This window comes from Cellvibrio fontiphilus (assembly GCF_042646205.1).
Classification (GTDB): domain Bacteria; phylum Pseudomonadota; class Gammaproteobacteria; order Pseudomonadales; family Cellvibrionaceae; genus Cellvibrio; species Cellvibrio fontiphilus_A.
Genome location: NZ_JBHRTF010000003.1, coordinates 22,524 through 43,979 on the forward strand (window position 1 = coordinate 22,524; position 21,456 = coordinate 43,979).

The window sequence follows — 21,456 nt, forward strand, 5'->3', positions numbered from 1 at the left end:
CTGGTCAATAGGAATGCTTGATGGCTAATGGAATGCGTGCCGTCAGTATGGGATTCCATCTGTACCGGTAACAGATTCAGTTTCAGCGAAAAACACCGTAGCAGATGATCTGGTTATGACTGCAGGACGCGTATCTGATCTGTAGTAATTCTGCTTATCTGCAACTGTTTTGCAGTACAGAGCAGGGCTAAGGTAAGCGATCAACCTTGGCTGCCAATCCGGTGCTCTGTTATGTGTGTGGTGCTCTGTTATGTATAACTACGATGATTATGATTACGCGCTGGTGCGTGAGCGGGTGGAACAATTCAGGGATCAAGTGGCGCGCCGTTTGAATGGTGAGCTAACAGAAGAGGAATTTTTGCCGTTGCGTTTGCAAAACGGTTTGTATCTACAAAAACACGCTTATATGTTGCGCGTGGCGATTCCTTACGGCGTCTTATCCAGCCATCAGCTGCGCACCCTGGCGCACATTGCACGCACCTACGATAAAGGTTACGGCCATTTCACCACGCGCCAGAATATTCAGTTTAATTGGATTCAATTAGAACAGGCGCCGGATATTCTGGATTGCCTGGCGGCGGCGCAAATGCATGCGATTCAGACCTCGGGCAACTGTGTGCGCAATGTCACCACTGAAGCTTTTGCCGGTGTCGCGGCCGATGAAATTATCGACCCGCGCCCCTTGGCTGAATTGTTGCGTCAGTGGTCAACCATCAACCCGGAATTTTTATTTTTACCACGCAAATTTAAAATTGCGATTTCCTCGGCCGAACAAGATCGTGCCGCGATAAAAGTGCACGACATTGGCTTGCATCTGTATCGCGATAACAGCGGAGAAATGCTGCTGCGTGTTTATGTGGGCGGTGGCTTAGGGCGCACGCCGATTATCGGTTTAGCAATTAAAAACGATTTGCCCTGGCGCCATTTGCTCTCTTATGTAGAAGCTATTTTGCGCGTATACAATCGCCACGGCCGGCGCGATAACAAATACAAAGCGCGTATTAAAATTCTGGTAAAAGCGCTGGGTATTGCCGCCTTTGCAGAGGAAGTAGAGCGCGAGTGGCAGGCAATTAATAATGGCCCGGCGGAAATTACTGAGCAGGAATACCAGCGTATAGCGGCGTCATTTACACCACCAGACTATGCGTTATTGCCCGCGCCGGATTTTGAATACAGCACCCAATTATCTAATAACCCTGATTTTTCCCGTTGGGTTACACGCAGTGTAGTTACGCATAAAACGGCGGGTTATGCGGCTGTTATTATTTCCACCAAACCTGGCATAAGCGCGCCGCCGGGTGATGTTACCGCTGAACAAATGGAGGTAATTGCTGCACTTGCCGAACAATTTGGTTTTGGTGAAGTGCGTGTCGCCCACGAACAAAATCTGGTACTTCCGGATGTGCGCAAAGCGGATTTATTTGCCTTATGGCAAGCGCTGGATTTAATCGGCATGGCAACACCCAACGCCGGTTTGCTCACCGATATTATTGCTTGCCCCGGTGGTGATTACTGCTCGCTTGCTAACGCCAAATCCATCCCGATTGCCCAAGCGATTCAACAGCGTTTTGATGATCTGGATTATTTGCAGGGCATTGGTGAACTCAGCCTAAATATTTCCGGCTGCATGAATGCCTGTGGTCATCATCACATTGGCAATATCGGCATATTGGGTGTGGATAAAAATGGCAGCGAGTTTTATCAGGTCACCTTGGGTGGCGCTCAGGGCAATGAGAGTTGTTTGGGTAAGGTAATTGGCCCGGCATTTTCTGCTGCAGAAATGCCGGATGTGATTGAAAAAATAATCACCACTTATAAAAATTATCGCGAAATGGATGAGCCGTTTATCGATCTGGTGCAGCGAATTGGTATTGACCCCTTTAAAGAAAGCCTCTACCAAAATTCAGCATCACCGCAGCAGCAACCAGCGGAGGTTTTGCCATGAATAATGTTATTGCACTTGCGCAAAGCGGTGCGCACATTGTGGAGCAAGATCCGTGGATTTTAATTAATTCTGAAACCGAATTGGTTGAGTTTTCTGCGCACCAAAAACTGATTCTGCCCTTTTCGCTGTGGCAAAAATATCAGCCGGATACCGTATTGCATGGAGAACAGAAGAGTGAGCAAGGCTTTTGGTTGGCGCCCGATGAAGAGGAAGAGGCGGTAAAACAATGGTTAGCAGTAGTGCCACTAATTGCGCTGCAATTTCCAAGCTTTCGCGATGGCCGCGCCTACACCCAAGCCTATGTATTACGCCGCCGTTTGGGGTGGACCGGTGAATTGCGCGCAGTAGGTGATGTATTGCGCGATCAGTTAAGCCATATGCGTCACTGCGGATTTACCAGTTTTGCCATTCGCGAGGATAAATCCGCAGTGGATGCGCTAAAAGGTTTATCGGGGATTAGCGTTTTATATGGCCGCTCGGTTATTGAACCCCAACCCTTATTTCGGCGACGGTAATTTTAAATCGCCCTAGGGACACCCGCATTTGCGGGCATCCACTTTTAGCGTCGAGTGAAAATAAAAATTTGAATATTATTGTTGTGAATAATCCACCCAAGGATCAAACATCAAATCTTTCACTGCTTGTTTTTCGGCATTGCGGCGCTTGTCTTCGCGCACTTGCTCGGGGGTTGGGTTGGCGGGCAAGGGGCTTGGGGGAATATCGCTGGCGTGGTATTCCGGTTTGGGAGATTTGGGGAGCGATACAGGCAGCTTAGTGATTGGCTGATGTAATTTTGCCACTTCCAAGCCCGCTAAAATAAATGCGCCCGAGGCATAGAGCGCGGTAGTTTCGCGTTTGGTGGGCACTGGTTGGTCGCCGGCCGATTGCACCTGGCCCAGTATTCCGCTCGGCAAAATATAATTATTTAAACCAGCCCAGCCATTTAGTACTTTTGGTAAATAAATATCGCGTTCCAATAAACCGTGGTTAATGCCAAATGCCATGGCGTAGGTAAAAAATGCGGTGCCGGAGGTTTCCGGTTCAGGGTGGGCTTCCAGGTCCAATAAACTCGCGCGCCAGAGTCCATCGGGCTGTTGGTGTTTAGCGATGCTGGCCACCATCTCTTGAAATAATGTTACGTATTGCGGCCGGCTCGGATAATTCTCTGGCATGGTTTCTAAAATACGAGCAATGCCTGCCACTACCCAGCCTTGGCCGCGCGACCAGAATATTTTTTTACCATTGGCGGAGCGGCGCTCAATAAAACGTTCGTCGCGGGCAAATAAATGTTCTTTGGTATCGTACAGCCGCTGGTGCACTCGCCAGAATTGCACATTCATCGCATTAATATATTTGCTGTCGCCAGTAATGGCTGACATGCGTGTTAATACTGGCGGTGCCATAAATAAAGAATCGCACCACCACCAGACTAATTTTTGCGGTGCCGGCGTAATTGCCAAATAGGGCAGGGTGTAATCCAGCCGCTGCTGCAGCGGCATAAGTACACCGGGCAAACCGGTGCGTAAATAAATGGCCTGGTATAAATCGCCAATCGCTTGGTCGTCGGCATTAATTAAATGTACCGGTGCGCCGTGGCCCTGGTGGGCGTAATTAAAATGCTGTGCAGTGTCCATATTAAAGGCGAGCACGTCCGGTACATCGGCAACATCCACTAATTTGGCTGTGCCGACAAAAAACGTAGCGGAGATCCAGTTGGTGTTAATGTGACGCCGCTTTAATTCGGGTTTGGTTTCTATTTCTTTTAGCCGCGCCACTTCCGCTGAGGCCAGTTTTTTAACAATGTTAATCGTTTTGTCAGGCTCAGGAATTTTGTTGTTGATGGGTTCTGCCTGAGATGACATAAACATCAAGCTGCTGCTAATCGTCAGTGCTATGGCGAATATTTGGGTGAACTTCACGATAAATCCCCGTGCTGGTTGTTGTGGCTTATATAAATAATTAGGCAATAAAAAATGCCGACCTTAAATATAAGATCGGCATTTTTTGCAAGGTTAATAAGTAATGCTGGCTTCAGGGTCAGTATTTACGGTTGTGCCATCAGTCATGGTGAGTTTAAACATGTACCAGTAAGTGGTGCCGGCAACCACACCTGTATCTACCAGTGTGCCGCTTTGTGGCGCGCTGGCAATTACCCGGGTTCTGCCGCTGGCCTGCGCGCGCGTATTGCGGTAAATCTCTACCGTGCGTATGGCAGGGAAGTCCTGCAGTTGCCAACTGAGGCTGATTCCGTTGGCTACTTTGCTGCTCACTAAATTGGTTTTTGGTTGCAATATAGTAGCGACATAAACCGGCTCTGAACGCACCAGTGAATTACTCACGGCATTATCAAATTCCACCCAGTAATAATAATTTTTACTCGGTGTTGCTGTTGAATCTTGCCAGGCAATAGCATCAGTTGCCGCGCTGCCTACTAATTGGCTAGTACTAAAATCGGCGGGAATGCTGTTATTTGTTACTTCTGCGCGGTAAATACTAATTGCACGAATATCCATATTGGCTGTGCGCCACGCCAGCTGTACCGGAACCTTGTTGTTTAAAATACTAAACTCAAGTTGTGGAATTAAACTGACAGTTAATTGGGTTTTGGATGTGCCCACCGCCAGTTGGGTATGTGGTTTACCACCGCGCAGTTCCGCTGAATAAATGTAATTCACATCAGGTACTACCTGGGTGTCGATGAGTTGGCCTTGTTCGCCAATAATTCGCCCCAGGCTAATGCGGCTATTTGGATCATTTTCAATTTCACGGAATATAAGTGCGCCCTGAAATTTTGCGTTGTGGCTGTGCAGTTGCACGGTGATTTTAGTGGCATCACCACGCGCTACCAGTTTTGCCCAGGGTGCAGCATCCGCTTCGGTGACTTGATAATCAGGCACAGTTTGCATATCGCTGCCTAAATAAAAACTCGGGTGCGGCGGTTGGTTGTAACCTACGTTTTGCCAGGCAATTGCCGTGCGGTACTGCGGGTTTTGCATGAGTGTTGGAATACGTTGCTGTGTTGGAATAGGGCTGGAGAAAATCATTAGCTCGCTGCTGTCTGCTTTGGCCCAGATCACTTCCTCGCGCCAGTCACCAAAAATATCGGCCGATAATGCCGGTGTTGCTTTAGTGCCGTTGGCAGAAACGGCGCTGTATAAATCGCCATTCAAAATCACGTTGGAAAGATTATTTTCGTAATCCCATTTATAGATTTTATTGCCGTCCAGAATTTCACGGGATAAATCGCCGTCCCACCAGAGTGCAAAGTTCACTTGCGGCGGGCGAACATCGCCAATCAACTGACCATTAGCAGCCACTAGCCCGGCGACAGCAGAAGAACTCCAGTTTTCGTTGCCGGGAAAACGCGGGTCTATATCAATACTGACACCGCGACCAATATCGCCGCCGTTAGTTGGGCGGCTCCAAATAATTTGCCCGGTGGCGGCATCGTGCAATTCAACTCCATATTCCATACCGTCTTTGGTGTAGCAAGCGGGGCATTCATGCACCATAAAAATTTCTTTACCGGGACGAGTAGGGTCTATATCGGAAACATGCAGTGCATCGCCGTGACCTAAACCTGTGCTGTAGAGCGCATGGCCGTTGTCGTCGATGGTGGCAGCGCCGTAAATAATTTCATCGCGGCCATCATTATCAACATCAGCGATGGACAAACTGTGTGCACCCTGGCCGTAAACAATTTCATCACCGTTGCCATTATTGGTATCAAATACCCAGCGACTAGTGAATTTTCCATCCACCCAATCAAAGGCGGAAACTACCGCGCGAGTGTAATAACCCCGCGCCATTAACAGGCTCGGTGTTTCGCCATTTAAATAAGCAACACCGGCAAGGAAACGATCCACACGATTGCCGTAGGTATCGCCCCAGCTGCCTACGTTGCCGCGCTGGGGAACATAATCGATGGTATCCAGTGCTTCGCCCGATAAACCATCAAACATGGTTAAATATTCTGGCCCATTTAAAATATAACCGCCGCTGTTGCGATAATCCGCACTGGCATTGCCAATCACTGTGCCGCGACCATCGACTGTGCCATCTGCTGTTTTCATGGCAATTTCGGCGCGGCCATCTCCGTCAAAGTCGTAGGCGATAAATTGGGTGTAGTGCGCACCGGCGCGAATATTTTTGCCCAAATTAATTCGCCAAAGTTGTTCACCTTCTAATGTATAGGCATCGATAAATACATTGCCGGTGTAACCGCTTTGGGAGTTGTCTTTGGCGTTGGATGGATTCCATTTCACAATCACTTCGTAGTCGCCATCGCCATCCAAATCGGCAACACTCGCATCGTTAGCGCTGTAGTCATGCACCACACCTAAAATGGAATCACTCTTGGGTTTATTAAGTGGAATACTTAAATAAGCCTTGTTCCATGCCGTTGCGTTATTCGCTTTTTTATCTTGCAGGTGATGTTCACCTTCAATCATCACTTGATATTTATCGCCTGCTTTGCCTTGGCTATCCATAAAAAAAGTCGCGGATTCGAGCGGCTTTTTGGTTAACTTTTTACCGTTGCGAAATACGTGAAAGCCTTTGTTGGCTGGATCTTTTTGCAGTAAGCGCCAGCTGATGGCATTGCCGCTTGCAGTGGGAATTACAACTAAACCGCGATCCAGATCCTCCACTGATTTTTTAATTTTACAGGCTTGTGATTCAGCACAATCCTGCGTTTTGTTGTCATGCTGCTGATGCGCCTGGCTCAGCGGCGCTGATAAAGCGGTGAGTGCGCAAACGGAAATAACCGCCTTGCGCAACCAAGGCCGCTTCAGGCTGTTAAGGGATGTGTTGATGTAAGAGAGTTTCATTATTGGTTATTCTCCTTAGGGTTGATAATAAAAAACCCCGAGGATTAGTCGGGGTTTAGCGAACAATAATTACATTTTGTAGGTGAGGCCAATGGCAAATTCTCTGCCGGAATAATCGTATTGCGCCATACGACCTTCGCCTGAGTTATATACCAATACCTCTTTGGTCAGGTTGCGACCATCGATGTAAAATTTAAGTTTTTCGGTCAGGTTGTAATTGAATTTTGCATCCAAATAACCGCCATCATCGACGTACAGTGGGTTGCCTGAGCGATCAGATGCCCGCCATAAATATTCGCCGCGGAAGTTGTAAGCAAGGCGCACACCCCACACATCGGTTTCGTAAAACGCACTGATGTTGTAGCTGTCTTGTGATTGTTGGGGGAAGGGCAATTCCTCGCCGGTAATGCCATCAAATAAACCTACATCCTCCGCTTTCATATAGGTGTAGTTAACGCTACCACCTAAACCGTCAAAGGGTGCAGGCAACATGGTGAACATGGTGCTGGCCTGGAGTTCAACACCTTTGGTAGTTGCACCGGTATTGTTGTATCGCTGACGCACATCCCACACGCGGCCATCGTTAAAAAAGTCCACGTCGTACTGGGTGTCCGGATCAAAAATCCAGTTATCCATTTTTTTGGAAAAGAAAGCGGCAGACACAATTGAATCTTCATTCGGATACCAGGTTAATGCCAGATCCAACTGGTTAGCCACATAAGGATTCAAGGCCGGATTTCCCGCCGTACAGGTATTGGGAAGATCATCAATTTCGGCTTGGGTGTAGTCGTTAATTACACAGGTGGCGTTCACGTTAATGTCTGCAATGCGCGGGTGTGCCATCACTTTTGCGGCACCAAAAAATAATTCCAATTCATCCGGAATTAAACCCAGCGTCAGGTTCAGGCTCGGCAAGGTTTCTGTGTAGCCTTCCTTAATGGATTTGCGACCGTTAAATGCATCCGGGTGATCTATAGCTTCAATAGGCGCTGCATAAGCACCGGTAACCGGGTTAACTACGGGGTTACCATTAGCATCTAACTGATCCACCATCACACGGATAGTGACATCGCCATTCGCCGTGGTTTTAGTGTCCACTACCCGCACACCAAAGTTACCTTTTAACGGCATGCTGCCAATTTGCATTTCAAAATTGGCTTGGCCATAAAACGCATTGGTTGATACATCCACATCAAAATTGCCGCGATTCACATTCAAATCGTTACGGGTAGTGTTATCGGCACTAATGGCTCTCAGCTCTTCCAAAATGGCTTTGGAATCTATTGCTTGCCATGAACTTGGGGCGTAAGTACTGAGGCTGAAATTTTTAAAGAAATCAGGCGTGCTTTTGGTACGACCTTCAATCAGCGCAATTTGATCAGCCATACTCCAGACTTGGCCGTTATAGTTAGCGCCAACGTTGCGAACTATGTTGTAGGCATAGTTTGCGTTGGTAAATTCCTGGGTGTTGAATTGGTAACCGGTTTGGAATTTGGTAAAGAAACCGGCATCAGGTGAGTAGGCAAAATCCAGTTTTGCCATATCTTCCTGGGTTTCATCTTCCATGGGGCGATAGTTATAGGCGGCACCACCGGAATAACTGGCAGGATTATTCAGATCGAACTTGTTGGAGGTATCGGTTAAATCACTGGCGTTGCGGATATAGGCATTACTTAAATCAATATTTGGTAAACCTTCGCGGTTTAATGTGACCTCCATATCGACAATACCGCCCGCCCATACGGTGGTGCCGCGTGAATCAATATCCTGCTCCGAGGTTGAACGGGCAATAACACCCGAGGCCTGGAATTTATCCTGACTGTATTCAAAACCGGTTTCGAGCATACTGGTTTCTTGATACCAATCTATATCCAGTACACGGTTGCTCACGGTTGCATCGCGGGTTTTAAAACCAACGACATTTTTTCTGTCATCCACAACAACCGACTCTGGTTTTAAGCGCGCTGCAGAGTTGGTTTCAAACTGCATATTAATGTCGTAGGCCGACTTATCCCGCTCGTTATAGGTGTAACCTACATAAGCGGAGAGGCTATCGGTAAAGGCGTATTGCACCATGGTGTTTGCACTTAAACGGTCTTCCTTGCGCGCCCAAATTCCATAACGCGGTAAGTAGGGCACAAATTCCTGCCATTGCGCCAAACACACATTGCGGTCAGCGACAACTGAAATGCTGGAGCAACCGGATTGTTCGGTAATATTTTCGTATTTGGGGTTAACCGATGTTTTTGCGGCATCGCCATCGTAGTCAGCAAAACGTGCCCATTCTGTGTTGCGAATACCGTGTAGTACTGTGTCTTTATCGGCAGCAGTAACGTTTACCAGTACACCGAGTTTTTCATTAAATTTGTATACACCAATTAAATTGGTTTTGGGCATGGCATCGCCAATCAAATCGTTGTATTGCACTTCGCCATTGGCCGAAAAAAAGTTATTTTCAAATTCATTGGGTTTGCGCGTGTTCACTTGAATCGTGCCGCCAATACCACCTTCAGTTAAACGCGCTTCTGAACCTTTAATAACGTCCAGTGATTTAACTAACTCGGAAGCCATATCGCGGAAGTCCACGCCGCGGCTGCCGCCCATGCCCATGGCACCTACGCTGTTTAATTCCACGCGCAGCAAATCCGGGTCTACACCGCGCACGCTCACCGATGAACCTTCACCGTTGTCGCGACCAATTTGTACACCGGGAATACGCTGTAATGCTTCGGCGATATTTTTATCGGGGAAGGCGCCAATATCTTCGGCGACCAGAGAGTCAGTCATGGTCACCGCCGCTTTTTTGCGGTCGAGTGCGCTGCGCTGACTAAAACGAATGCCGGATACCTCAACTTCTTCAATGATTTCTTTGTCGGCATTGTTGGTGACGCTTGCCGCTTGTTGCGCAAGGGCACTGGGGGTCAAGCTAACTAAACCTGTACCGGCAACCAGCAGGGATGCAATACCACTGGCGAGCAACTTGCGTGAAAACGGGAGATTGTCGGCTGTTTTACGTGATGATTTAACGTGATTGAAATTAATCATTATTCCCTCTCTTTTATATTATTAGCGGTTATTTTTACTGCGATTTGGATATTAATATCTGATTTATTCATGGTCAATCATAAATAATCACATATATGGTCAATAGCAATCATGTGTGGTCATAGGTAACATCACCTGTAACCCTGAACAGAGAGGGGTTTGCGCCATGGCGTCTCAATCATTTTTATTGAGCTGATGGTTGTCGTTGTTGTTTTTATTGTTGTTGCTGCGCGGGCATTCCATGCAAACAACAAAAGCTAAATGCAAACAATAAAAAAGCGGCCTCATCCAGGATGAGGCCGTTTAAATAGTTCGGGCAGTAATATTGCGACTGGGATGGAACTCAGGTGATGAATGCTCGGTTGGGCGAGCCTTGCGTTAAAGCTCTACCGCGTAAGCGTGAATAGGCCCGTGCATATTGGAGCGGAACACCAAATATTTTCCGTCTGGCGAAAACTGCAGGTTGGGTTCTACGCGGTAGTCGTGTTTGTGCATGTCCACGAGCTTGGTGCTTTTTAATTTGCCGGGGCGAATTAATTGCGCGGCATTGGGGGCGCTTACCGCTATGTCTTGAATAATTTCCGGTTCAAACAAATAAATATATTTGCCGTCTTCGGCGCGCGCGACCATCTCGTGATCGCTGCCATCACCGGCCAGCATTTTTCCATCGCGCGAAATTTGGTAATGCACAGACCATTCGTTGCGCTCCAGGTGATACCAGTGGCGCTGTTGGGTTTCCATATGGTAAGTGGCCAACCAAAAGACTTCGCCGCGCGGGGTTTGCAAATCGTAATAAATGGTTTTGCCATCAAAGGAAAAAAATTCATGGCCGGCAATTTCCATATTCATGCTGCGCATGTGAACTTTTTGTTTGTTCTTGCCATTGATGTCTATAGTCCACACCCTGTCTACCATATGCCAGGGGCCTTCGTGGCAGTACATGATTTTGCGCGGGTCGGCAGGGGAGAACTGCACATGGTTGAGCCAATCGCGTGAGCGGGTAACCACTTTGCGTTTTCCGGTTTTAATATCGATGGTAAAAATTTCCATGGGGATATTTTTCGCCAGTCGTTCTGCCATGCGCAGCTCTTTGGCCTCGGCAAAACTCAGTGGCTTACCATCTGCACCCAGCGCGTTATAACCCCCATCGGTATTGGCGACTTTAGGGCCGGGCTGCAACTCCACAAATTCAGTGGCGTAGGCACCGGCCATTAAGCTGTCATCGGCATTGATGGAGGTGATAAAACCTTGGGGGAAAACACCAATAAAATGCTGTTTGCCACTGGGAATATCAATCGCGTAATACTCAACATTATCAAACAGGTTAGCGTTGTCTTTACCTTTGAATTCGCCGCTATATTTACGCGCATAACAAATGGGTTTGGTATAGGACACCATAATCACTTCAAACTGGCCCTCAGCCAAGAGTGAGTGACTATGATCTTTAAAATCGTACAAACCTATACCGCTGGGTGTATTCATCACCATGTAACGGCTGTCATGGGTAAAAGCGTTGTCGTGAAAATACAGGGATTTGGAATTATCGATGCTGGAGAGCCTGCGGATTTTTTTATTGCTAATCGGGTCCATCCATTCGCGTGGAATGTCTGTGTGTATCGAGTTAGCGCTTGCTGCCGTGTGTATTTGATTTGTTTGGCTAAAGGGTTGTTTGCTGAGCAGCAATAGCGCACTACCCAATGCGGAATTTATTAATAAGTCTCTGCGTTTCATAAACCACCTCTAAAAAACTGCCACGGCTGGTTATACAAGTGAATTGCCATAGCCAATCACCATGGTTGAACCAATAAGACAACCCAGGCCGAGGAATACATAGGTAAGTGTTGTTTTGCTGGAGCCTTTCCATTCTTTTAGGGCAAAGCCCCAGAGCGATGAAAAAATAATGATGGAGGCCATATGCAAGGTCCAGGAGGAAAACCCGTATTCACCCATTTGACTTTCGCCCATGACATAAAAGAAAAATTGGAAATACCAGAGCACCCCTGCCAATGCGCACCAGAGTAAATTAATACCGCTAGTAGCGGGGCGCTCATTGGCTGAGCGCAATTTGGGCTGGAGTATTTCCGCGGCGGTTTTATTTTTTGCGATTAAATAAGCGCACCACAGAAAATTAGTAGTGGCACCGCCAATCAACACAATACAAATGACCGGTAAGCCTTTAAACAGCGGGTTGGTGCCCGCTGCGGCAGATAATTCGGCGAGCGGTTCACCGGCAGCAATACCAAAGGCAAAACAAGAGGACATAAGCCCGCAAAAAAGCGCAACCAATAAACCCTTTTTTAAATCGAATTCGGCAATATTTTTTTGTCGCTCTTCCGGTGCACTTTCTTTTTCTTTGTGAATGCCACCCAGGCCCACAATTGCAATGCCGATTAAACACAGCGCCAAACCGAGCAAGACAATTTTACCGTGGGTGCTGGGTAGTACCTCGGTAAAAAATACGCCTTTGAGCATGGGCGGAATAATGGTGCCAAAAAACGCACAAAGCCCCAGTGCAACTGCCATCCCTAAGGACAAACCCAAATAGCGCATGGTTAACCCAAAGGTTAATCCACCCAGACCCCAGAGCAGGCCATAGACAATACATTGCATTAATGTGTTGCTATCGGCAGCGGCAATCACACCGAATAAATCTTCAGTGCGAAAATAGGCAAAAATCCAGGGGGCAAAAATCCACGAAAAAAATCCGCCAATTAACCAGTAAATTTCCCAGGACCAACCGCGCACTTTGCGAAAGGGCACATAAAAACTGGCGGAGGCTAATCCGCCCAGCCAATGAAATAAAACCCCGAGTAATGGATTTCCCATAATTAGTGCGCCGCTGTTTTTAGGTAGGTGATTTCCCCCTGGGTATTTTCCACATTGTCAAACACCACGGGTTCAGGGTCGCTTGTCTCCAGGGTGACTTTATTAAAACTAAACCCGCGCGCATGGGTGATAGCACCAGCGGCCGGTGTTTTAATATGCAGGTTGGTGAAATGCACATTTTGCAGCGGCGCCTCGGCATAACCCTGCATTAAAAAGGCAGCGTTGGCTTCGGCTTTTATATCGCTGATGTAAATATCGCGCAGCTTGGGCATCCCTTTTTCTTTAGGCACAGGCGTAGCCAGAATTTTCCAATGTTCAGGAACATTTTTTAAGCCTGCGGGAATAACCGGGTAGGAATAAACGGGCAGCCAATTTAAATCCACCCGCACTGCAGCCTCCGCATTTTTTACCTGCATATTGCTGATGCGAATGTCAGATACTGTACCGCCGCGCACATGGGCTGATTTAAAAAATACACCGCTATACACCGGGCCTTGTACATCCAAATTGTATACATCGATATGACGAATACTGCCGGAGGTTTCACTGCCAAAGGTTACGCCCGCTTCGGCATGGCGAATAATGGAATCGCGAATGATCACGTGTTCGGTAGGGCGATTAACACGCAAGCCATCGGCATCGCGCCCGGCTTTTAAACAGAGTGCATCGTCGTTGACATCGATATCGGCTTTTTCCACTAATACATGGTGGGAGGAATCCACATCGATACCGTCGGTGGAAGGGCCTTTGCCATCGGAATTATTGCGAATAAACACACCGGATACTTTTACATTATTGGAGTAAACAATTTGCAGTGTCCAAAAACCGGCGCGGGTGAGCTGCAAGCCTCCGCCTAATTCAACGCGCTCTGAATTGTAAACCTGAATTAAACGCGGGCGTTCTGCGTCATAGTCTGCAGCCCAGCGTAAACCTTTGCCTTCATAGGCATTGCGCTTGTCCCAAAAAGTTTGCCAAAACACCATGCCATTGCCATCGATAATTCCCTCACCATAAATGCGTACATCCTTTTGTTCATACACATTAATGAGCGCCGAAGGCCACACAATTTCTACACCGGCGATGCGGGTTTTTTGCCGTGGGTAGGATTGAATATCCTGTTTTCCCGTGAGTGTTACGCCTTTATCAATTCGCACTGCCATATTGGATTTTAAAAACAGCGAGCCGGTAAGGTAGGTGCCGGGTTTTAATACCAGGGTTGCTTTTTTTGCAGCAGCGGCATCAATGGCTTTTTGCAAGGCCAGCGTATCGTCGGTGACGCCATCACCTTTTGCACCAAAGTCGCTGGCGTTAATTTCCAGGCTATTAATATTTTTGGGTGCGGCGACTGTGAAATCAGCGTGTTTTAGTTCTGCCTGTGCGGGAATAGTGATGAGGCTTAGGAGTAAAACAATATAGGGGGCAAAGTGAAAAGGTTTCATGGCATCAGCTCCATTTATTTTTATGCGTACTCGCTGGCGCGAGTAGGGCTTAATAAAAATCAGGTAAAAAAAAGGCTGCCGGAAAAATTCCGGCAGCCAACAGGCCTAGCTATGGATAATTAGAACTTGGCACTGACACCAACAGTAAAGGTGCGGCCGATTGCAGTTTCAAACAGTGTGTCCTGACGCACGCTGTCGATGTACAGGGTGTTGCGTTCGTCGGTGAGGTTTTGTGCTTCCACAATCAACTTCACTGTGTCGGTCAGGTTGTAAGAGGCTGAGGCATCTACAAAGAAAGTAGATTGGTTGCCCAATACGTCACTGTCGTTACCGCCAGAGGGAATTGCACGCAAATAACCGGAACGGTAGCTACCAGTAGTACGAATGCTGAAGGATTCATTTTCGTAGTAAATGGTTCCGCTGGCGGCATCTTTAGACAAACCAATCAAATCATTGGTTGTGGTTAAGGTGGGCACACCGTTCGCACTTTGCAGTACATAGTTAATATCAGACGTTACGTGGGTGTAGTTAGCCAACACACCAAAGTCTTGCCAGAAAGAAGGCAGGAAGGTGAGTGGTAACTGCAGGTTTAATTCATAACCTTTCAGTGGGCCACCAGGTGTATTGGTGGAGCGGTTTACGGTAAACAAATCCGTTGCTGTTGCTGCTGAACCCTCTAACAAAGTTGTTGGTAAACCAAGCTCTGTGTAAGGCACCAGGCTGGAAATAGATTGGATATAGGTATCAATATCTTTCTCGAAATAAGCAACCGAAGCCAATGCACCTTCATCGAAATACCACTCCAAACCAGCGTCATAGGTTTTTGCACGAATCGGCTCAAGGAATGGGTTGCCCACAGAGGCAGTGCGGGTGGTTGGGTTCATAGAACCACTCGGAATCAACAATCCCAACTCAGGGCGCGACATCACTTCTGCATAAGCAAAACGTGCAAGCAGTGATGGATTAATTTCAACTACAACATTAGCGGAGGGTAATAAATCGTCGTATTTGCGATCTACAGTTACCGGGTTAGCCACAGTGGGGTAAGTAGAACCCGCTGGCGCTGCGGTAGGTACAAAGCCCAAGCTGTGTTGATCGGTTTCTACATAGCGCACACCCAGGTCGCCGCGCACCGGCATAGCGAGGGTGTCGAAGTTAAACTCGGTCATTACATAAGCGCTGTTGATTTTTTCATTCACTTCAGGCGATTGCGCACCGCACTCGGCACCACACCACACAAAATCATCATAACCAACAGCCTCTTTCCACTTCTCGTGGTCAACACCTACGTAATCACCCAGGGTGCCTGAACCTAATACATCATTCACGCCGTTTACGGTGCGAGTGAAATCAGACACGCTGACACCGGCGGGCAAATTACGTGTTGCAGTAAATGCTGGCGCAACAATACGGCTGCGGGTTTGGTAATCGCTCTCGCGGCTTTGTGCACCAAATTTGAGTTTGTAGGTATCGTTAATTTGCCAGCTGAAATTTGCTTCAGCAGTGGTATTTTCCGTGGTGCGTGTTAAATCGCGGGTATTCCAGTTGCCCAACACTGTGCCATCGGCCAAGCCGGCAGCGTATTGGAAAAGCGACGGATCATTTACATCAACACCGTATTGCAACAGCGGAATATTGCCGCCGTTACGGAAATCGATAGCGTAGTTATCGGTATCAATTGCATCCAGGTTAACGGTTAAACGCTCAGGGTTATCAAACTCGGACATAGAATTGCCGAGCAAAATATTCATTTCAAAATTATCGGTAAAACTGTGCGTCAAATTCAGGTTGGTTTGACGGAAGGTAGACGTGAAGCGATCCACCAAGCTCTCTGAGCGCAAATCTACGCCATCAAACAAACCGTAAACCAAAGAACCATTGGCATCGATTTCCAATTCTTTTACCGACACCATGGGCTGGCCATTGTTGTTGGCGTTACGTGCAAAGGAGAGGGCATCGATATAATTATCGCGGCGCACTACATCGTATTTGGAATGCAGGTTATCCAACGAGATGTTGGTGTTTTCGTTGGGTTCCCACTCAAGGGTAATAGAACCGCCAGTGCGTTCGGCATCCTGCTCGGAGTTCAGGTAGCGTGGAATACGCGGCATAAATACGCCGCCACCAAAGCGCCCGGAAACACCGGTGGTGTCAGTCATTAATTCATAGGCTTCAATACTGCCGGTACGCGGGTTGCCAGTGCTGCAGTTAAGTGCATCGGTGCCTTTAGCCGCATTCGTCGCGGGAACTTGGGTGCCGGTGTAACCCAGGGGTGAACAGAAACCGCCGTTTACATAACCGGGCAAAATATTTACCGCGGAGTAACCCACTTCGCGAATGTTGCGTTCGGAGTGTGCGAAGGAAACCAATACACCAAAAGTGTCATCGGCAAATTTTTTGGACAGCAAGCCGGATACACGCGGGTCAGTGGATTCGCTCACTTCGTTATACACACCGCGCACTGTGCCGGTTGCGGTAAATTCATCGCGGAATGAAAGTGGTTTTGGCGCACGCAAATCAACGGTTGCACCCAGTGAGCCTTCTTCTACATCGGCACTTGGGGTTTTGCGCACGGTCAATTCAGAGAAAATTTCTGAGGGGAAAACGTTAAAGTCAAAGCTGCGACCTGCGTTACCGGCACCATAAATATCCGATGAACCGGTTTGCGATGTGCCTTCCATACCATTGATACGCACGCGGGTAAATTCAGCACCCAGGCCGCGCACCGAAATATTTTTACCTTCGCCACCGTCACCACGGGACAAGGCAACACCAGGAATACGCTGCATGGATTCAGCGAGGTTTGAGTCGGGGAACTTACCAATATCTTCAGAAACAATACTGTCAACCGCAGCAGCGCTTTCGCGTTTTTGCATCAGGGCAGTATTCAACGAAGCACGGAAACCGGTAACGGTCACTTCTTCGAGTTGATCGTTGCTGTTTTGCGCCTGGGCGGCGCCAGCGAGGCTGAGCGTAATAACGGCTGCGGCCAATGGGTTGATTGCAAAGCTGGTGTGTTTCATTTACTTCTCCATTCTTAGAATTAGCGTGGATAAACAAAGCACTAAGGAGTCCCCCTGTGTTTTTTGCATCCTAATACAGGCATTTGAGCAAAACAATCATAATCAGTCATATGCAGTCTTAATGGGTCATTGTGTGTCAGGATTAGTCGTTACCGGTGACGCAATTTGAGTATTTTGGTATCAGTAACAGTTTGGCGCCTCAATTACCATCAGGGCGGGTGCTAGAAAACGCCGGGCTAGGTGCCAATACAAAGCTTTCTACCGGGTCTGGCCGGCTGGGGTTGTAGCTACTGCTGTCAGTGAAATGCCGGGCTAAGGCTAGGCGGGATTGGCGCAGCCCTGTCACCACGGCTTGCGCTAATTGGTAGGCGCCATAATTGTTGTGGTGAGTGGCGTCTTTGCCGCCGTCGTTAAAGGCGAGGGGAGCTTTATCTGTGCCCAGGGTTTCATAAAGTTGCACACTCATTTTATCCAGATCAATCAAGGCTAGATTTTTTTCTTGTGCTACTTCGCGCACCGCTTGTGGATACAGACCATGGCTATTCACAATTTTTCCCTGTTGATCAGAGGTGCGTCGTTGCATGGAAGTAATTAATACCGGAGTTGCACCGCGCAAGCGCGCCTCGGCGATAAAAACACGCAGATATTCTTTGTAGGTTGTCATGGCTTCAACATAGGTTTGTGGCCATTGTTTTTTTTGATCGTTGTGACCGAATTGAATGAGCAAATAGTCACCCGGTTTCATTCGCTCAAGTACCTTGGCAAAACGCCCCGCCATAATAAAAGACTTCATTGTCTCGCCCGATTCAGCGTGATTGGCGACTGCAATATCACCGCTAAATAACGGGGCGGTAAAAAAGTAGGGCAGCATTTGCCCCCAGCTGGCAGCTGGCTCATAAGGCTGGTCTGTAACTGTTGAATCACCTACTAAATACAGGGTTGGAACATCCACTTTTTGAATGGTAACGCGCTGTACGTGTGGCGCGGTGCCGTTAAATTCCAGGGTTAATTTATTGTCCCAATGCAGGCGGTGTTGCTCCAATGTTTTTAAACTTACCTTGTTAATTCCCGGCGCATTTTGTTCGGGTGTTTGCAGTGAGTTATTGCGTACATTCACCAGAATATCTTTGGTAATAAATTCACCGGCGCGTGTATTTAAATCTTTCACATATAAACGCCGCAATTCCGCGCGCAGCGTGTTGTTGCTTGGCATCCCGGCGTGACCAAATTCCAGGCTGACGCGGTAATTTCCCTCAGGCACTTTTACCGAAAAATAAAACGGCTGATGCTCTGCCGTTGGTTGTGTTTGTAAATCAAATCCAAATCCGGTGCTGTCAGAGTAGGGCTGCCCGGTTGTCACCCGATGGCCGTCTGCGGTTGGGGTATTTGTAAAATAAAAAACCTGGGGGCGAGTGAAATCCAAGGTGTTTGTACCTGTGTTGGTGGTGTTCGCACTTGTATTGATGGCGCTCGAATTGAGTCTGGCGGTGGTCGCTGTTGCGCTGTTGTCGGGAGCGCTGGATGCGCTGTTACAACCCAGGCTCGCCGTGGCGGCAAGGGCGATAAAAAACACTGAAACAAGGGGCGATAGGTGCGGCATGGGTGTTATCTCTTATGTTATTGCTGACGTTATTTGTAACCTTATTGGGGCAAATCATAACAACCGGGCAAGCGCACCAGTCAATAAAATTCGATATAAAATAGTCATAATCAATCAATTCTTTGCATTTATTTAAAGAAAACTTCTCGGAAATGATTGGTTTTCAAGTAATATGGGATAAAACAGATAATATAAATGTGATCTCCGAGGGATAACAATGAATACTACCCGTCGCGAGGCCATGAAATTCATGGCCTCTGCCGCCAGCCTTGGTGCTGCCGCCCCTTACTTGAATGCTGCTTCCGCCAGTGGAGGTGCAGGCTCAGGCGCCCAAGCGCCGCTGGACTACACCATGCAAAAGTTATGGCACGGAGTCTGTTACTACCCTGAGCTTTGGCCAGTGGAAGATATAGAGCGAGACATTGCCGAAATGAAATCCCTCGGCATTAATATGATTCGCATTGGTGAATTTACCTGGTCGACGCTGGAGCCGAGTGAAGGAAAAATTTCCACGCGTTTCCTGCGCGAGGTAATGGATAAATTTCACGCGGCGGGTATTGCAGTGGTGTTTTGCACACCCACGCCCACGCCGCCGGTATGGTTAACCCACGGCCACCCGGATCGTTTATTTGTAAACGCAGACGGTGAGCGTTTAATTCACGGCGCGCGCCAACATGTGAGTTATGAACACCCGGCAGTGCGCAAAGCTTGTTTTCGAATTGTGGAGGCGATTGCCAAAACCTTGGGTGATCACCCAGCCATTATCGCCTGGCAAATTGACAATGAATTGAAGTGTCACGTTGCGGAGGATTTCAGCCCAGCGGCGATTGCGGCATGGCATAAGTGGTTAAAAAAACGCTACGTGACTATTGAGCGTTTAAATGAAGATTGGAATACCCATATGTGGAGCACACATTACCAATCTTTTGAACAAGTGCCTGCGCCCTTAAAAACACCCTTCCTGCATAACGCTTCCTTGAGTACGGCGTATCGTTTATTTAATCGCGAAAGCATCGCGGAATTTTCCGATATGCAATGCGAGATTATTCGCCAATATTCCAACGCGCCTATTACCCACAACACTAATCCGGCATTTTCAGTCAATCACGAACGTTTGTTTAAACATCTGGATTTTGCCGCTTACGATGCCTATCCCTCCAGTAAAGAGTGGCAAGCCTTGGTATTTCGCAGCGATATGTATCGCGCTGCAAAACCCGGCCGCCCCTTTTGGTTAATGGAAACCAGCGTGAGCCACAATGGTTGGCTGGGCAATCACAGCCCCATGCACCCGGACGGTTTTTTAAAAGCAGAAGCGGTATTGGTTTACGGTTTGGGCGCGGAAGGTGTGAATTATTGGCTGTGGCGCCAGCAGCGCAGCGGTGCCGAAATAAATCACAGTGCGGTAATGAGCAGTTGGTTCAAACCCACCACGGGTTATGCGCAAGTGAAACAAGTGGAAGCGGCGCGCAAACAATTAGAACCTTTAATGATTGCAAGCAAACCACTGGTGCCGGAAATTGCCGTCACCTGGTCTGACCATGCACGCGCCATGATTGAAACCGAACCTATGGATAAAGAGCCGGGCTTTCCGGAAACCTACGGCGGTGTGGTGCAGTTGTGGCACGGCTTGTTGTTCGAGCAAGGCTATCATCGCGATGTGCGTTTTGAAGGTGCAAGCCTTGAGGGTTTGAAATTATTAATCACGCCGGCCATGCCCTACGTGAGTGAAGAGTTCTTACAGCGCGTGATTGAGTTTGTAAAAGCGGGCGGCACTTGGCTGATTGCCCCCGGCACTGGCACACGCACCCGCGAACACACAGTGCCTACCGACAGTGGCATGGGAATTTTGGATGCTGTTGCTGGTGTACAAACCGAATATGTTTTTCCACTTACCGCCACCGGTATTAAGGGTAGTGTTGGTGATAAAACTCTTAATTTCACCGGTTGGTGCAGCGCGGTGACCACTACCGGCCCCGATACCAAAGTGCTGGGAACACTCAATTCGCCTTTAGTGCCCGGCACCGCTTTTTTAACCGAGCGAATCTTGGGTAAAGGTAAAATTGTGCTGCTATCGGCGCACCCCACGGGGACTGATGGCAAACAATTTATCCAACAATTAATTCAGGGCTACGCGCGCGAATTAAATATTACGCCGTTTGTGGCAAGCCCAGGCACAGTGGTCTGCCCGCGTATTGATAAACAGGGAAAATCATTGTGGGTAATTATTAATATGGATGGTGTAGGGGGTAGGGTAAATATTCCTTCCAATACTCGCGATGCAATTACCGGGCAGCTTATTGCAACCACAGAGTTAACTTTGGGTGGTTATGACTGGCGAGTAGTGAGCATTTAGCTTTTACCCCCCCATCCCGCCCTTATCAAGGGGGGGGTAGGGGGGGTAAAACCATCAATTCAATAAGAGAAAATCAACATGGAAAAAATTGCTTTTGTGATGACACTAAAACCCGGTTATGAAGCCGAGTATAAAAAACGTCACGATGAATTATGGCCCGAGTTGGCCGTTGAATTAAAAAATGCGGGCATATCGGATTACTCGATTTATTTGCATCCGCAAACACTGCAATTATTTGCGGTGTTAAAACGCACCGATAATCACACCATGGATAATTTACCCGCAACGGCGGCGGTAAAAAAATGGTGGGCTTTTATGGCCGATATTATGGAAACCAATCCCGATAACAGCCCGGTAGTGGAACCGCTGACACAGGTATTTCACTTCGAATAAATT

At 48.0% G+C, this 21,456-nt stretch carries 12 protein-coding genes; 4 read left to right on the forward strand and 8 right to left on the reverse strand.

All coding sequences use genetic code 11. From position 1 onward, the window contains the following. The first annotated feature begins 250 nt into the window (after positions 1 to 250). Positions 251 to 1,945, forward strand: a complete 1,695-nt coding sequence (locus tag ACFODX_RS05760) for a nitrite/sulfite reductase (RefSeq protein ID WP_378117008.1) — start codon at positions 251 to 253, stop codon at positions 1,943 to 1,945. Further along, positions 1,942 to 2,460, forward strand: a complete 519-nt coding sequence (locus ACFODX_RS05765; protein WP_378117010.1) for a DUF934 domain-containing protein — start codon at positions 1,942 to 1,944, stop codon at positions 2,458 to 2,460. The genes ACFODX_RS05760 and ACFODX_RS05765 overlap by 4 nt, the downstream gene beginning before the upstream one ends. Before the next feature lie 75 nt (positions 2,461 to 2,535). Here the strand turns inward: ACFODX_RS05765 and ACFODX_RS05770 are convergent, their stop codons facing one another. The 8 genes from ACFODX_RS05770 to ACFODX_RS05805 all read right to left on the reverse strand — a co-directional run bounded on the left by ACFODX_RS05770 (position 2,536) and on the right by ACFODX_RS05805 (position 18,707). After that, positions 2,536 to 3,864: a glycoside hydrolase family 88/105 protein gene (locus ACFODX_RS05770; protein WP_378117012.1), complete on the reverse strand. Its 1,329-nt coding sequence runs from the start codon at positions 3,862 to 3,864 to the stop codon at positions 2,536 to 2,538. 93 nt (positions 3,865 to 3,957) lie between these two features. Continuing rightward, on the reverse strand, positions 3,958 to 6,774 hold the full coding sequence (locus tag ACFODX_RS05775; protein ID WP_378117014.1) for a rhamnogalacturonan lyase family protein: 2,817 nt from the start codon (positions 6,772 to 6,774) through the stop codon (positions 3,958 to 3,960). 69 nt (positions 6,775 to 6,843) lie between these two features. Further along, a complete protein-coding gene (locus ACFODX_RS05780; protein WP_378117016.1) occupies positions 6,844 to 9,819 on the reverse strand; it encodes a TonB-dependent receptor in 2,976 nt (991 codons plus the stop codon). A 378-nt stretch (positions 9,820 to 10,197) separates the two neighbouring features. Beyond that, the gene (locus ACFODX_RS05785) at positions 10,198 to 11,550 is read right to left on the reverse strand and encodes an oligogalacturonate lyase family protein (protein ID WP_378117018.1); all 1,353 of its coding nucleotides are present in this window, start codon (positions 11,548 to 11,550) and stop codon (positions 10,198 to 10,200) included. A 30-nt stretch (positions 11,551 to 11,580) separates the two neighbouring features. After that, positions 11,581 to 12,645 carry an L-rhamnose/proton symporter RhaT gene (gene rhaT / locus ACFODX_RS05790; protein ID WP_378117020.1) on the reverse strand — a complete coding sequence of 355 codons (1,065 nt, stop codon included), beginning with the start codon at positions 12,643 to 12,645 and terminating at the stop codon, positions 11,581 to 11,583. A gap of 2 nt (positions 12,646 to 12,647) precedes the next feature. After that, the gene (locus ACFODX_RS05795) at positions 12,648 to 14,084 is read right to left on the reverse strand and encodes a glycoside hydrolase family 28 protein (protein WP_378117022.1); all 1,437 of its coding nucleotides are present in this window, start codon (positions 14,082 to 14,084) and stop codon (positions 12,648 to 12,650) included. A gap of 119 nt (positions 14,085 to 14,203) precedes the next feature. After that, entirely contained in the window at positions 14,204 to 17,107 is a 2,904-nt protein-coding gene (locus tag ACFODX_RS05800; RefSeq protein WP_378117025.1) for a TonB-dependent receptor, read from the reverse strand. Between the two features lie 199 nt (positions 17,108 to 17,306). Beyond that, positions 17,307 to 18,707 (reverse strand): rhamnogalacturonan acetylesterase, encoded by a 1,401-nt coding sequence (locus ACFODX_RS05805; RefSeq protein ID WP_378117027.1) that lies wholly within the window; start codon positions 18,705 to 18,707, stop codon positions 17,307 to 17,309. Positions 18,708 to 18,924: 217 nt separating this feature from the next. Here ACFODX_RS05805 and ACFODX_RS05810 point away from each other — a divergent pair, with 217 nt between their 5' ends. Continuing rightward, entirely contained in the window at positions 18,925 to 21,060 is a 2,136-nt protein-coding gene (locus ACFODX_RS05810) for a beta-galactosidase (RefSeq protein WP_378117029.1), read from the forward strand. A 78-nt stretch (positions 21,061 to 21,138) separates the two neighbouring features. Continuing rightward, positions 21,139 to 21,453 carry an L-rhamnose mutarotase gene (gene rhaM, locus ACFODX_RS05815; protein ID WP_378117031.1) on the forward strand — a complete coding sequence of 105 codons (315 nt, stop codon included), beginning with the start codon at positions 21,139 to 21,141 and terminating at the stop codon, positions 21,451 to 21,453. Positions 21,454 to 21,456: the final 3 nt, after the last annotated feature.